This window comes from Actinomadura logoneensis, from assembly GCF_003428695.1.
GTDB classification, from domain to species: domain Bacteria; phylum Actinomycetota; class Actinomycetes; order Streptosporangiales; family Streptosporangiaceae; genus Spirillospora; species Spirillospora logoneensis.
Map to the genome: position 1 here is coordinate 1 of NZ_QURH01001025.1, position 13,505 is coordinate 13,505.

Genomic DNA, 13,505 nt, shown 5'->3' on the forward strand with positions numbered 1-13,505 from the left:
CAGCCCGACGACCCGCGCGCCCCGCGCGTGCGCGGCGCGCAGCGCCGAGACCAGCCCGTCGGACGGCCGGGCCGCGAGGTCGGGCCAGCCGGCCACGATCACGGTGTCCGCCTCGGCGGTCGCCTCGAGGCCGCGCTCGACCAGCAGCGGGCAGCCGGCCATGACCGGCACGGCCCCGGGCGTCTCGGCGCACACCTCGAAGCGGTAGCGCGCCGGGAGGCCCGGGTTCTCGACGCCGAACACCTGCGCGACGCCGGCCAGTTCGAACGGCGACTGCGGCGGCACGACCAGCGCGACGACGTGATGGAGAAGGACTCTCTCGCCACTGCCCGGCCGAGCCGGCGACGGCATCCCTGGGGACATGACCGAAACCACGTGGATCGGACGTTGCGGCACCCGGTACGGCTCCGTCCCGACGATCATCCGTGACACCGATGTCGGGACCGGCCTCCGGCGAGACCTCGCGGCACGTCCGTCTCCCCCGCCGAACGCGGCGAAGGTCGCGCCTACAACAAGCAAGAAGGCCGCGCCCTCCACGAGGAGGACGCGGCCTTCGCCGTCATCAGGTTCGGTCAGGTGTCGATGCGGTTCATGTCGAGCTCGGCCGCGCCGCCGATGATGAACTCGCGTCGGGGCCCGACGTCGCTGCCCATGAGCAGCGAGAACACCTGCGCCGCCGCCTCGCCGTCCTCGACGCGGATGCGGCGGAGCATCCGGTGCCGCGGATCCATCGTGGTCTCGGCCAGCTGGTCGGCGTCCATCTCACCGAGGCCCTTGTAGCGCTGGATGGGCTCCTTCCAGCGCTGGCCCTTGCGCTCCAGCTCCACCAGCCGCTGCCGGAGCTCGGCGTCGGTGTAGGTGTAGATGTACTTGTCCTGGCCCTTCTTCGGCTTGATCAGCTCGATGCGGTGCAGCGGCGGGACGGCGGCGTAGACGCGTCCGGCCTCCAGCATCGGCCGCATGTAGCGGTAGAAGAGGGTCAGCAGCAGGGTGCGGATGTGGCTGCCGTCGACGTCGGCGTCGGCCATCAGGATCGCGCGGCCGTAGCGGGCGTTCTCCAGCTCGAACGAGCGGCCCGACCCGGCCCCGATCACCTGGATGATCGCGGCGCACTCGGCGTTCTTCAGCACGTCGGCGACCGACGCCTTCTGCACGTTCAGGATCTTGCCGCGGATCGGCAGCAGCGCCTGGAACTCGGAGTTGCGGGCGAGCTTGGCGGTGCCGAGGGCCGAGTCGCCCTCGACGATGAACAGCTCGCTGCGGTCGTCGGTGGTGCGGCAGTCGACGAGCTTGGCCGGGAGCGCCGAGTTCTCCAGGGCGTTCTTGCGCCGCTGGGTGTCGCGCTGGGTGCGCGCGGCGATGCGGGTCTTGGCCGCGCCCGCGATCTTCTCCAGGACGGTGCGCAGCGGCTGCTTCATGCCGCGGCCGGGGTTGTCGAAGACGGCCTTGAGCTCGCGGCTCACCACCTGCGAGACGATCCGCGTGGCGGCGGAGGTGCCGAGGATCTCCTTGGTCTGCCCCTCGAACTGCGGCTCGGGCAGCCGGACGGTGACGACGGCCGTCAGCCCCTCCAGCACGTCGTCCTTGATCACGTCGTCGTCGCTGTTCTTCAGCAGCTTGGTGGCGCGCAGCTGCTCGTTGACGACGCGGAGCAGCGCCCGGTCGAAGCCGCGCACGTGGGTGCCGTGCTTGGGCGTGGCGATGACGTTGACGAACGAGCGGGTGATCGTGTCGTAGCCGGTGCCCCAGCGCAGCGCGACGTCCACCTCCAGGGAGCGCTCGACGTCGGTCGGGACGAGGTGCCCCTGGTCGTCCAGGACCGGGACGGTCTCGGTGAAGTGCCCGCTGCCCTGCAGCCGCAGCACGTCGATGATCGGCTGGTCCTTGGCGAGGTAGGAGCAGAACTCCGAGATGCCGCCGTCGAACCGGAACGTCTCGGCGACGACCTCCTCGCCGCGCTCGTCCCGCACGTCGATGGTCAGGCCGGGGATGAGGAAGGCGGTCTGCCGCATCCGGTCCAGGACGAGCTGGGTGTCGACCGTCGCGCCCTTGAGGAAGATCTGCATGTCCGGCCAGAACCGGACGCGGGTGCCGGTGGTCTTCTTGGCGACCTTGCGGACCTGGCGCAGCCCGGACTTCTTCTTGAACCGGGCGTTGGGCCGCCCCTCGTCGGCGAACTCGCCGGGCAGCCCGCGGCGGAAGCTGATCGCGTGGGTGTGGCCGTCACGGTCGACCTCGACGTCGAGCCGGGCCGACAGCGCGTTCACCACCGAGGCGCCGACGCCGTGCAGGCCGCCGGACGCGGTGTAGGAGACGCCGCCGAACTTGCCGCCGGCGTGCAGCCGCGTCATCACCAGCTCGACGCCGGGCAGCCCGGTCTTGGGCTCGACGTCGACCGGGATGCCGCGGCCGTTGTCCCCGACCTCGAACGATCCGTCGGCGCGCAGCACGACGTCGATGTGGGTGCAGAACCCGGCCAGGGCCTCGTCCACGCAGTTGTCGACGATCTCCCAGAGGCAGTGCGCGAGGCCCCGGGAGTCGGTGGAACCGATGTACATGCCGGGACGCTTGCGGACGGCCTCCAGCCCTTCCAGCACCGAGAGGTGCCGGGCGGAGTAGCCCTGCTGGTCGTCTGCGGTCGCTTCGGCGGTGGCGGCGGTCAACTGCGTGTGCTCCTCGGGGGATGGACGGTCGGGCATGAGGGTACCCCCGAGGGCCGACACTCCACCGACAGCCACGCCGCTCCGCACATTCCGGACCCGGGGGTGGAGAGCGCGGAATCCACCCCCGGAACCATTGGAGGCCCAGGTCACACCGCTCTAAGGTCAATCCATGACAAACACCATCAGCGTGTCCGGCCTGCGCAAACGTTACGGGGACGTGCAGGCCGTGGACGGTGTCTCCTTCGAGGTCGCGGAGGGCGAGTTCTTCGGCATCCTCGGCCCGAACGGAGCGGGGAAGACCACCACGCTCGAGATCGTCGAGGGCCTGCGCGAGGCCGACGAGGGCGAGGTCGAGCTGCTCGGCCTGAAGCCCTGGCCGCGCAACGCCAAGCTGCTGCCGCGGATCGGCGTGCAGCTCCAGGCGACCTCGTTCTTCGAGCGCCTGACCGCGCGCGAGCAGCTGCGCACGTTCGGCTCGCTGTACGGTGTGCCGGCCCGCAAGGCCGACGAGATGCTGGAGACGGTCGGGCTGACCGAGAAGGCCGACGAGCGGGTGGAGAAGCTGTCCGGCGGCCAGGCGCAGCGGCTGTCCATCGCCTGCGCGCTCGTGCACGACCCCGAGCTGGTCTTCCTGGACGAGCCGACCGCCGCCCTGGACCCGCAGGCCAGGCGCAACCTGTGGGACGTGCTGCGCGCGATCAACACCGAGGGCCGCACGATCGTGCTGACCACGCACTACATGGACGAGGCCGAGGTGCTCTGCGACCGCGTCGCGATCATGGACCGCGGGCAGATCCTCCGGCTCGGCCCGCCCGCCGCGCTCGTCCGCGGCCTGGACGCGCCGACCCGCATCAGCGTGGCCAGCGGCACCCTCGACGCCGAGGACGCCCGGCGGCTGACCGGCGTCGACGAGGTCACCGACGACGGCGTGTCCCTGGTCGTCGAGACCCGCGACCCGTCCTCGGTCGTCGCGGCGCTCTCCGCCAAGGACGCCCTGGACGGCGTCCAGATCCGCGGAGCCACGCTCGAGGACGTCTTCCTCGAACTGACCGGACGGGAATACCGGGCATGAGCACCTTCGAGAGCTTCAAGTCGCTGTCCCGTGCCCTGTTCCTGGGGTTCCGGCGGGACCGCGGTGCGCTGTTCTTCACCATCCTGTTCCCGCTGCTCTTCCTGGTGATCTTCGGCGGGGTGTTCGGGAAGCAGTCCACCGGCAAGGTCGAGATCGTGGAGATCGGCGCGGTCCCGGTGCTCGACCAGGCCATCGCGCACGACCCGTCCGGGGACCTGCGCAAGACCGTCAAGACCACCCGGAACGACGACCGGGCGGCGGCACTGAAGAAGGTCGGCAAGGGCGACGCGGACGCGGCGGTGGAGCAGAGCGGCGGCCGGATCGTCATCCACTACTCCGGCGCCGACCAGGTGAAGTCCGGCGTCGTGCAGTCGGTGGTGCAGCAGGTCGCGAACTCGGCGAACCTCGCGGCGACCGGCCGCCCGCCGACGTACACCGTGGCCGGGCAGCAGGTCGAGGACAAGTCGATCAAGGGCATCAACTTCTTCACGCCGTCGCTGCTGGGCTGGGCGCTCGCCTCCGCCGGCATGTTCGGCGCCTCGCAGACCCTTGTGCTGTGGCGGACCAAGGGGCTGCTGCGCCGGCTGCAGCTCGCGCCCGTGCCGATCCCGACGGTCTTCGGCGCGCGGGTCGTGGTCAGCCTCGGCATCGCCCTCGGCCAGCTCGCGGTGTTCCTGCTGGTGGCGCAGCTGCCGTTCTTCGGGCTGAAGCTCCAGAACGCGTGGTGGATGTCGATCCCGCTGGTGATCTGCGGCGTGCTGACCTTCCTGGCGCTCGGGATGCTGGTCGGGGCGTGGGCCAAGACCCAGGAGACGGCCCAGACCGTGACGCAGCTCATCGTCCTGCCGATGGCGTTCCTCGGCGGCTCGTTCTTCCCGCTCGACTACGCGCCCAAGTGGATGCAGGTGCTCTCCTACATCTTCCCGCTGCGCTACCTGAACGAGGGGATGCTGAACGTGATGGCGCGCGGCCTCGGCCCCGCGTCCGCCCTTCCGCAGATGGGGATCCTGCTGGGGATCGCGATCGTCGCGGGCGCCATCGCGGCCCGGCTGTTCCGCTGGGACGCCGCATGACGCCACGCGGCATGACGGGTGCGCGTAGCGGGACGCTGGGTGACGGGACGCGGCTTGTCGACACGCGGCGTGACGAGGCGTGACGGAGTGCTGTGACCTCCGTCACTAAAGGGCTCATTCTGCTGTGGGCGTACTGAGAAGCAGGTTGGGAACGTCAGCGTCGGGTTAGATGTTGTCCTAAGTACCGACCCCGACCATGAGGAAGGTGCCGTGACTGGAGCCCTTGCCCCGACCAAGCCGCTGACGGCCGCCGACCGGTGCGACCGCTGTGGCGCTCAGGCCTACGTCCGTGCGGTCCTTGTAGGCGGCGGCGACCTTCTGTTCTGCGCTCACCACGGGCGTAAGTACTCGGAGGCGCTCCGCTCTAACGGGGCCGACATCCAGGATGAGACCGACAAGCTGACGACCACCCCGGCCTCCGCTTCGGACGACGAGCGTTAGCCCTTTAAATAAGTGAATCGCAGAACGGCGGTCACCGAGTGGTGACCGCCGTTCTGCTGTAACGCCGCCACTACTCTTTGTGTGCGACCGTGCACACTGGGGCATTTTCCACGCCGCCGTCTGCCGGTTGCTTGCATGGGCCACATATCCTGGAGGGACCGCCGTCCGGAGCCCGCCGGGTGCCACGACCCCGGAACCGCCCGGGACGGCCGAAGAACGCTCGCCGCGCCCACACGCCGCACCAAACGGGGGAACCGTGCTGATCCTGCTGCCGCCGTCCGAGAAGAAGTCCCGCACCGGGGACGGCCCGCCGCTGGATCTGGCGTCCCTCAGCTTCCCCGCCCTGAACCCCGTCCGCGAGCGCGTCCTGGGCGCCCTCGGCGAGGTGTGCGCGCGGGAGGACGCGGCGGACGTGCTGAACCTGCCGTCCGGGCAGACCGACGAGGCCCTGGCCCGCAACCGGGCCCTGCGCGAGGCCCCCACGCTCACCGTCGCCGAGCTGTACCAGGGCGTCCTGTACGACAACCTGGCGCTGAACGACCTGCCCGCCGGGCCCGCCGCCGAGCAGATCATCGTCTTCTCCGGTCTGTGGGGCGCGCTGCGCCTCACCGACCGCATCCCGCCGTACCGTCTCGCGATGGGCGTGTCGCTGCCGCCCGAGGGACGGCTCGCCGCGCTCTGGCGGCCCGCGATGGCCGAGGCCCTCGCCGACCTCCCGGCCGGCCTCGTCGTGGACATGCGCTCCGGCCCCTACGCGGCCGCCTGGAAGGCCCGCCGGCCGGCCGTCGCCGTCCGCGTGTTCCGCGAGTTCTTCCTCGGCGGCGTCCCCAAGCGGACGGTCGTCAGCCACATGGCGAAGGCCACCCGCGGCAAGATCGCCCACGACCTGCTCAAGGCCGGTGCGAACCCCGCCACACCGGAGGAACTCCTCAAGGCCGTCATCGATCTCGGTCACATCGCCGAACTCAACGGCTCCAACCTGGACATCGTCCTCCCGGCCTGACCACACCCCCGGCCTGGCGGCAGCCCCCGACTCCGCCGGCCTGACCGCAGCTCAGCACCGCCGACCTGACCGCAGCCTCGGCTCCGCCGACCTGACCGCGATCCGCGCCGGGATCCCATGCGCTCGAGCCTCTGCGCTCTCGTTCGCCTACACAGCGTGATGGACTCCGGACACGCGGAACGCCCCCGCCGCTCGGCGGGGGCGTTCCGGCCGTCGATCAGTCCAGGTAGTCGCGCAGGACCTGGCTCCGGGACGGGTGGCGCAGCTTGGACATGGTCTTCGACTCGATCTGGCGGATGCGCTCGCGCGTCACGCCGTAGACCTTGCCGATCTCGTCCAGGGTCTTCGGCTGGCCGTCGGTGAGGCCGAATCGCATGGAGACCACGCCCGCCTCACGCTCGGACAGGGTGTCCAGGACGGAGTGCAGCTGCTCCTGCAGGAGCGTGAAGCTGACCGCGTCCGCCGGGACGATCGCCTCGGAGTCCTCGATGAGGTCGCCGAACTCGCTGTCGCCGTCCTCGCCCAGCGGGGTGTGCAGGGAGATCGGCTCGCGGCCGTACTTCTGCACCTCGACGACCTTCTCCGGGGTCATGTCGAGTTCCTTGGCCAGCTCCTCCGGGGTCGGCTCGCGGCCGAGGTCCTGGAGCATCTGGCGCTGGACGCGGGCCAGCTTGTTGATGACCTCGACCATGTGCACCGGGATGCGGATGGTGCGGGCCTGGTCGGCCATCGCGCGGGTGATCGCCTGCCGGATCCACCAGGTGGCGTACGTGGAGAACTTGTAGCCCTTGGTGTAGTCGAACTTCTCGACCGCGCGGATCAGACCGAGGTTGCCCTCCTGGATCAGGTCCAGGAACAGCATGCCGCGGCCGGTGTACCGCTTGGCCAGCGAGACCACGAGGCGGAGGTTGGCCTCCAGCAGGTGGTTCTTGGCGCGGCGGCCGTCCTCGGCGATCCACTCGAGGTCTTCCTGGTCCTCCTCCGACAGCGTGCCCGCCTCGGTGGCGAGCCGCTCCTCGGCGAACAGGCCGGCCTCGATCCGCTTGGCGAGCTCGACCTCCTGCTCGGCGTTCAGCAGGGGGACCTTGCCGATCTGCTTGAGGTAGTCCTTGACCGGGTCGGCGGTCGCGCCCGCGGCGGCGATCTGCTGCGCCGGCGCGTCCTCGTCGTCGTCGCCGAGGACGAACGCCTCCTCCTCGGAGGGGGACTTGGCCTGCCCGGCACCGGCCTTGGCGGTGGCGGGGGCCGGAGCGCGCTCCTCCTCCTCGTCGCCGTCCTGGTCGGCCTGGTCGGGCGTCTCCAGGTCGGTGTCGTCGGTCAGGTCGGCCTCGAGGTCGCTCAGGTCGTCGTCGAGGTCCTCGACATCGACCTCGTCGTCCAGTTCGGGGTCGTCGCCGGCCTTCTTCGCCGGGCCCTTGGCGGCGGGGCCCGCCTCGCCCTTCTTCGGCGCGGCCTTCTTGGCGGCGGCCTTCTTCGGCTTGGCAGGCGCGGCCTTCTTCGCCACGGCCTTCTTCGCCGCCGGGGCCGCTGCGGCCTCGTCCTCGTCGTCGCCGACGACGGCGGTCACGGTGTCGGGCTGCTGCTCCTTGGCGGCAGCGGCGGTCTTGGGCTTGCGCGCCGGCGCGGCCGCACGCTTGCGCGTCCGCTTCGGCGCCGCTGAGTCGGCGGCGCTCACGACGACGATCACACCCTCCTTGCTCAGGGCACGCAGAATCTTGGGGGCCATCGACATGGGGATCTCGGCCTCCTCGAACGTACGGCGGAGGTCGTCGGCGTCGAGGTGATTGCCCTGGGACTTCCCACGCTCGATCAGCTGCGCGATGACGGTCTCGTGCAGGTCTGATGCCTTCGAGGTCGAGCTAGCAGGCGACACAAATACCTCTCGAACGAACGTGTGGGTTGGCTGACCCAAGCGCCCTGACGGGACGGGCCTCACTCGGAGTGGGACCACGTGCACCGGGCGGGCCACCCTGTGCGGGACCGCAGCGTACCCGCTCTTACTAGGGTCAAGCATTCTGGCACGGCTGCGCATTCCGCTTCGATGTGCTGCCCGGTAACACACCACCTTAGAGGGCGCACGGCGGTCCTTCGTACGTACTACGCCGTCTTCTCGCCGCCTTCGGCGGAACTTCTACGCGGGCGTCACGGGGACTTCGGCGGGACATGCAGGGCAAGTACGGTCACATCGTCCACCTGCTCGTACCCGGCAAGCATCCGATCGACCAGGAAGTCGACGAGTCTCTCGGGATCTCCTACCACTTCAGGTGGGGCGTCCGTCGCGACCGTGGCCAGTTCCTCGAGCCCGGCGTCCACCCCACGCCTACGGTTCTCCACAAGTCCATCGGAATAGAAGACCACAGTGTTGCCGGTTTCGATGGAAAAACTTGTCTGCTGCCTCTGGGAGGGCCAGCCGAGCGGGGTTCCGGGCTCGCGGGTGGACACCCTGGCGTCGGCGTCCGGGGAGATCAGCAGGGGCGGCGGGTGGCCCGCGTTGCTGAAGGCGCCGCGTCCGGTCTCGGGGTCGATGACCGCGTAGGCGACGGTGGTGAACTGCTCCTCGTCCTCGGTCGCCGAGAACAGCCGGTCCAGACCGGACAGGACCGCGGCCGGGCGGGGGTCGTTCAGGGCCAGGGCGCGCAGGGCGTTGCGGACCCGGCCCATCCCGGCGGCGGCGCGGACGCCCTTGCCCATGACGTCTCCGACGGCGACGGCGAGCCGGTCGTCCGGCAGCCGGAACACGTCGTACCAGTCGCCGCCGACCTGGACGTGCCGGGTGGCCGGGTTGTACCGGGCGGCCAGCACCATGCCCGGCAGCTGCGGGAGGTCGCTGGGCAGCAGGCTGAGCTGGAGCTCCTCGGCGGTCTTGTGCTCGCGCTCGAACAGCAGCGCCCGCTCGACGGCCAGGGCGCACTGGCCGGCGAGGGCCTCCAGGAAGACCTTCTCCTCCTCGGTGATCTCGCGCGGGCGCTTGAAGGAGAACCGCAGCGCGCCGATCGGGGCGCCCGCCGCCAGCAGCGGCAGCCCGACCCAGGCCCGCTCCTCGGCGTGCTGGGTGAACAGCTCCGCCTCGTCCCGGCCGAGCTGGAGCCGCAGGTCGTCGGGGCTCTGCGCGAGGAAGGGGCGGCCCTCCCGGACGGCCACCGACATGACCGTCTGGTCGCTGACCCGGATGTCGTCGCGGGCCGGACGGGCCTGGTCGGAGGCGGGCTCGCCGCCGCCGGGCGGGGCCGGGGTGACGATGGACAGCCGCAGCTTGTCGTCGTCCAGCAGCGCGACGGCCGAGTAGTCGGCGCCGATCGCCGACCGGCCGACCTCGGTGATCACCTGGACGACCTGCGCGACGGTCAGCGCCTCGGCGAGCATCGAGGTGGCCTGCTGGAGCCGGGCCGTGCGCAGCGCCGCCGCCGAGAGCTGCTCGGTGAGGCGGCCGCGCATCTCCTCGGCCTCCTTCTGGCCGGTCACGTCGGTGTTCGCGCCGACCCACTCGATCACCCGGTCGCCCTGCCAGATGGGCACCGCGCGGACGTCGAAGTGGCGGTAGGCGCCGCTGCGGGTGCGGATCCGGTAGCCGGTCTCGAAGACCCGGTCGCCGGCGACGGCCTCGCGCCAGATCTCCTCGATGCGCGGCCGGTCCTCGGGGTGGACGACGGCGGGCCAGCCGCCGGCCGCGTAGTCGTCCGGGGTCTGGCCGGTGATCTCGCGCCACTCGGGGGCGTCGTCGATCGCGCTGCCGTCCGCGGCGGCGACCCAGACGACCTGGGAGCTGGCCTCCACGAGCGAGCGGTACCGCTGCTCCTTGCGCCGGATGACCTCCTCGGCGCGGCGCCGCTCGGTCACGTCCAGGGCGGTGAGGACGACGCCGACCGGCGTGTCGTCCCAGGCGGCCTGCTTGGGCGGGCGGGCCCTGTCCCGGCCCTTCCCCGCGGCCCTGCCCTTGGCGTCCTGCTGCGCTCCCCCGCGCGCCGGCAGCCAGGTGCAGGACAGGATGCGCCCGCCCACGGCCAGTTCGGCGTCGGTGATGGGGCGGTCGTCGGCGAGGACGGAGCCGAGCGCGGCCGTGAAGGCGGCGGCGGTCTCCTCGCCGAGCACCTCGGCGGGCCGGCGGCCGGTCAGGTCGGCCGCCGCGACGCCCAGCATGGCGGCGAGGGCGTCGTTGACGCGGCGGCACCGCAGCCCGGTGTCGAACAGGGCGATTCCGGCGGGGGCCTCCTTCAGGAGGGTGGCGTACAGGGCGGCGTCGGACGCATCCATGGGCTGACCCTTCAGCCAGGAGAGCCGGGGACGCGGAACGGACGTCTCGGTGCTCACAGGCAACACCTCCGCCCCAGGGGGTCCCGTACCGCGCGGCAAGTTCTCATCACTATGTGTGAATGGGAGCAGGCTAACGCTCCCGCCTCCATCACAACACCCGTCGACGTGAGGTTCTCATCATCCCGACGCGTAGCCCCGGACGGAAGCCCCCGCCGCCGATCCGCCCATGACGGATACGGCGTCCGGCGCGTGATTCGGACGGTGGATCGCACGCACGGGAGGACACCCGCCGGAAAGGTGTTCTTCCGGACGGCGAGTGGACGATGCTACGCCGGATCGGGCCCCCGGCGCCGGACGGACGCGCCGTCCGTCTCGTCCGGCCTTCGTTCCGGACGCACCGAAACGACGCTGACCTGCCGCCCTATCAACAAGCAAAAAGAAGGTAAAGCGTCATCGTTGAGCGTGGCGCCGGTCGTGGCATGTCCGGCGGTTCGCCCCGTGTCCCACATTTCGCCTCTTCGCGGCAACTCTGGCAATGCGGAACCGCCGGGTCGGGCGTCGGCGGCGTCCCGTCCGAGCCCGTCAAGGACGAAATGCGGCCGGAGCGTCCGCCGCCGTGACCGGCTCCGGCCGCCCGTCGTTGTACACCGCTGTAGAAGCTTGTCCTTTATATAAGGGGCTGCTGCGAACGGAGGGGCGGCCGTGGCGGCCGGGTGCCGTGTTACCCGGCTGCTCCGGTGGGGTTCGGGGGCTCGGGCTTCGCGGTCTTGGCCGTCTTCGCGGGCTTCGCGGTCTTGGCGGTCTTGGCGGTCTTGGCGGTCTTGGCGGTCTTGGCGGACTTGGCGGCGGCCTTCATCTCCTGCTTGAAGGACCTGACCTTGCCGAGGGACTCCTCGTCGACGATGTCCGCGACGGAGCGGTGCGTCCCCTCCTCGCCGTAGGAGCCGGCGGCCTCGCGCCAGCCCTCGGGACGCACGTCCAGGCGCTTGCCGAGGAGCGCGACGAAGATCTTCGCCTTCTGCTCGCCGAAGCCGGGCAGGGCGGCAACGCGCCGGTACAGCTCCGCGCCCGTCGTGGCGCCCTTCCAGACGGCGGCGGCGTCACCGTCGTAGTCGTCGGAGATCGCGCGGGCGAGGGTCTGGACGCGGGCGGCCATCGACTTGGGATAGCGGTGCAGCGCGGGCTTGCGGCTGAAGACCTCGACGAGCGCGTCCGGGTCGTAGGCGGCGAGCTCGCCGGGGTCGAGGCCGCGGCCGAGGCGGTCGGCCAGCTCGCGGGGAGCGGCGAAGGCACGCTCCAGCGGGACCTGCTGGTCCAGGAGCATGGCGGTCAGGAGGGCGAACGGGTCCCGGTTGAGCAGGTCGTTCGCCTCGTCCTCGATCGGCAGCGTGATCGGCATGTCGTTCCCCTCGGGCGGCTGCGGTACGGGCCGGGCGCCGCGGCGTGAGCCGGACGGCTGTGCGTTGGACGGCTGTGCGTTGGACGGGCGCCGCGGCGTCGGCCGGCAGCCGTGGTGCGGGTCGTGCGCCGTGGCGCGGCGTCCGGGAGCGGCGGCCCGTCCGCCAATTCTTGCGGAAGTCTTACGGGCCGGTGCGCACCGTGGTGGGGGCGGCGGGGCGGTGGTCGAATGGACGCATGGACGAGGAGCGCGGAGCACCGGTCGGCCGGCGGGTCGTGCTGGCGATGCTGGGCCTCGGCGCGGCCGGGGTCGCCGTCGGCGCGACCGCCCAGCGCGAGGTGACGCGCGTGTTCTCGCCGGTGAACGGGCTCGGCGACGTGCTGCCCGCGGTCGGCGGGTTCCGGTTCTACTCGGTGGTGGGCACGGTCCGCGCGCCGCGGGATCCGCGGGTCCGGGTGGACGGCCTGGTCGCGCGTCCCCACGGGTACTCGCCGGGCGAGCTGGCCGCGCTGCCGCAGACGCGGCTCCGGCGCGACTTCCAGTGCGTGACCGGATGGCGGGTGCCGCACGTGGAGTGGGCGGGCGTGGCCCTTCCCGACCTGCTGGACGCGGTGGGCGTGTCGCCCCGCGCCCGCGCCGTGCGGTTCCACTCGTTCGACGGCGCGTACACCGAGTCGCTGACCCTGGAGCAGGCCCGGCGGCGCGACGTCCTGGTCGCGACGTCGATGCAGGGCGGGCCGGTCGGCCACGACCACGGCGGGCCGGTCCGCCTGCTCGTCGCGCCGATGTACGGCTACAAGTCGCTCAAGTGGCTGGGACGTATCGAGCTGACCGAGACCGTCCACCCCGGCTACTGGGAAGAGCGCGGCTACGACGTGGACGCCTGGGTCGGCCGATCGAACGGACGCGACGATGCCCCCACCTGACGACCGGGACGGACCGCTGCCGCGCTTCACCCGGGCGGAACGCCTCGTGCACCACGTCACCGCGCTGCTGCTCCTGACGTGCCTGGTCACCGCGTGCATGCTGTACGTGCCCGCGGTCGCGACGGCGATCGGGCACCGCGAGACCATCAAGCCCGTCCACATCTACGGCGGGCTGCTGCTGCCGGTGCCGACGCTGCTCGGGCTGGCGTCGCGGGCGTTCCGCCGCGACCTCGGCGCGCTCAACCGGTTCGGCCCGCACGACGCGCACTGGCTGCGCAGCGGGCGGCGGCGCGCGGTGGTGGACGGACGCGGCGTCGTCCCGGTCGGCAAGTTCAACGCGGGGCAGAAGCTCAACGCGGCGTTCACCGCCGGCGCGGCCCTGGTCATGCTGGGCACCGGCGCGATGCTGACCTGGCCCGATCCGTTCTCCGACCGCTGGCGCACCGGCGCGACGTTCGTCCACGACTGGCTGTTCCTGGCGATCGCGGTCGTCACCCTCGGCCACCTGTGGGAGGCCCTGCGGGATCCGGGCGCCCTGCGCGGCATGGCCACCGGCCGCGTCACCCGCGCCTGGGCGCTCCGCCACCACCCCGCGTGGTCCGACGAACTCACCGGACCGCCGGGCCCGGAGGCGGGGGCGGGCCCGGAGGCCGGGGGCGGGCCCGGAGGCGGGGGCG

General features: G+C 71.6%; 10 protein-coding genes and 1 pseudogene. 6 read left to right on the forward strand and 5 right to left on the reverse strand.

All coding sequences use genetic code 11. The features are described from left to right. Together DZF91_RS35680 and DZF91_RS35685 are read right to left on the reverse strand one after the other, a co-directional pair. Positions 1-285, reverse strand: a pseudogene (locus DZF91_RS35680) (AraC family transcriptional regulator); the annotation flags it as partial. 287 nt (positions 286-572) lie between these two features. Next, positions 573-2,663, reverse strand: coding sequence for a DNA gyrase/topoisomerase IV subunit B (locus DZF91_RS35685; RefSeq protein WP_235834805.1), 2,091 nt, complete (start codon positions 2,661-2,663; stop codon positions 573-575). 169 nt (positions 2,664-2,832) lie between these two features. Here DZF91_RS35685 and DZF91_RS35690 point away from each other — a divergent pair, with 169 nt between their 5' ends. From DZF91_RS35690 to DZF91_RS35705, 4 genes are all read left to right on the forward strand, one after another. Then, positions 2,833-3,735, forward strand: coding sequence for an ABC transporter ATP-binding protein (locus tag DZF91_RS35690; protein ID WP_117361447.1), 903 nt, complete (start codon positions 2,833-2,835; stop codon positions 3,733-3,735). Next, complete coding sequence (locus DZF91_RS35695; protein ID WP_117361448.1) at positions 3,732-4,808, forward strand: ABC transporter permease; 1,077 nt, start codon at positions 3,732-3,734, stop codon at positions 4,806-4,808. The genes DZF91_RS35690 and DZF91_RS35695 overlap by 4 nt, the downstream gene beginning before the upstream one ends. A 210-nt stretch (positions 4,809-5,018) precedes the next feature. Continuing rightward, positions 5,019-5,249 carry a DUF7455 domain-containing protein gene (locus DZF91_RS42475; RefSeq protein ID WP_117361449.1) on the forward strand — a complete coding sequence of 77 codons (231 nt, stop codon included), beginning with the start codon at positions 5,019-5,021 and terminating at the stop codon, positions 5,247-5,249. Between the two features lie 256 nt (positions 5,250-5,505). Then, positions 5,506-6,252, forward strand: a complete 747-nt coding sequence (locus tag DZF91_RS35705) for a YaaA family protein (RefSeq protein WP_117361450.1) — start codon at positions 5,506-5,508, stop codon at positions 6,250-6,252. Positions 6,253-6,469: 217 nt separating this feature from the next. Here the strand turns inward: DZF91_RS35705 and DZF91_RS35710 are convergent, their stop codons facing one another. From DZF91_RS35710 to DZF91_RS35720, 3 genes are all read right to left on the reverse strand, one after another. Next, on the reverse strand, positions 6,470-8,125 hold the full coding sequence (locus DZF91_RS35710) for an RNA polymerase sigma factor (protein WP_199487122.1): 1,656 nt from the start codon (positions 8,123-8,125) through the stop codon (positions 6,470-6,472). Positions 8,126-8,394: 269 nt separating this feature from the next. Then, positions 8,395-10,560, reverse strand: a complete 2,166-nt coding sequence (locus tag DZF91_RS35715; protein WP_235834804.1) for a SpoIIE family protein phosphatase — start codon at positions 10,558-10,560, stop codon at positions 8,395-8,397. A gap of 664 nt (positions 10,561-11,224) precedes the next feature. Continuing rightward, positions 11,225-11,902: an HhH-GPD-type base excision DNA repair protein gene (locus DZF91_RS35720; protein ID WP_117361452.1), complete on the reverse strand. Its 678-nt coding sequence runs from the start codon at positions 11,900-11,902 to the stop codon at positions 11,225-11,227. A 236-nt stretch (positions 11,903-12,138) separates the two neighbouring features. Here DZF91_RS35720 and DZF91_RS35725 point away from each other — a divergent pair, with 236 nt between their 5' ends. Both DZF91_RS35725 and DZF91_RS35730 read left to right on the forward strand, forming a co-directional pair. Next, positions 12,139-12,828: a molybdopterin-dependent oxidoreductase gene (locus tag DZF91_RS35725; protein WP_117361453.1), complete on the forward strand. Its 690-nt coding sequence runs from the start codon at positions 12,139-12,141 to the stop codon at positions 12,826-12,828. Further along, on the forward strand, positions 12,815-13,505 hold a 691-nt coding region (locus DZF91_RS35730), incomplete at its 3' end, for a cytochrome b/b6 domain-containing protein (RefSeq protein ID WP_117361454.1). The genes DZF91_RS35725 and DZF91_RS35730, both read left to right, overlap by 14 nt.

What these genes read in the sequence shown, in the direction of transcription:
- DZF91_RS35725 (WP_117361453.1), top strand. Translation starts at nt 12,139, where the DNA reads ATGGACGAGGAGCGCGGAGCACCGGTCGGCCGGCGGGTCGTGCTGGCG.
- DZF91_RS35720 (WP_117361452.1), bottom strand. Translation starts at nt 11,902, where the DNA reads ATGCCGATCACGCTGCCGATCGAGGACGAGGCGAACGACCTGCTCAAC.
- DZF91_RS35695 (WP_117361448.1), top strand. Translation starts at nt 3,732, where the DNA reads ATGAGCACCTTCGAGAGCTTCAAGTCGCTGTCCCGTGCCCTGTTCCTG.
- DZF91_RS35690 (WP_117361447.1), top strand. Translation starts at nt 2,833, where the DNA reads ATGACAAACACCATCAGCGTGTCCGGCCTGCGCAAACGTTACGGGGAC.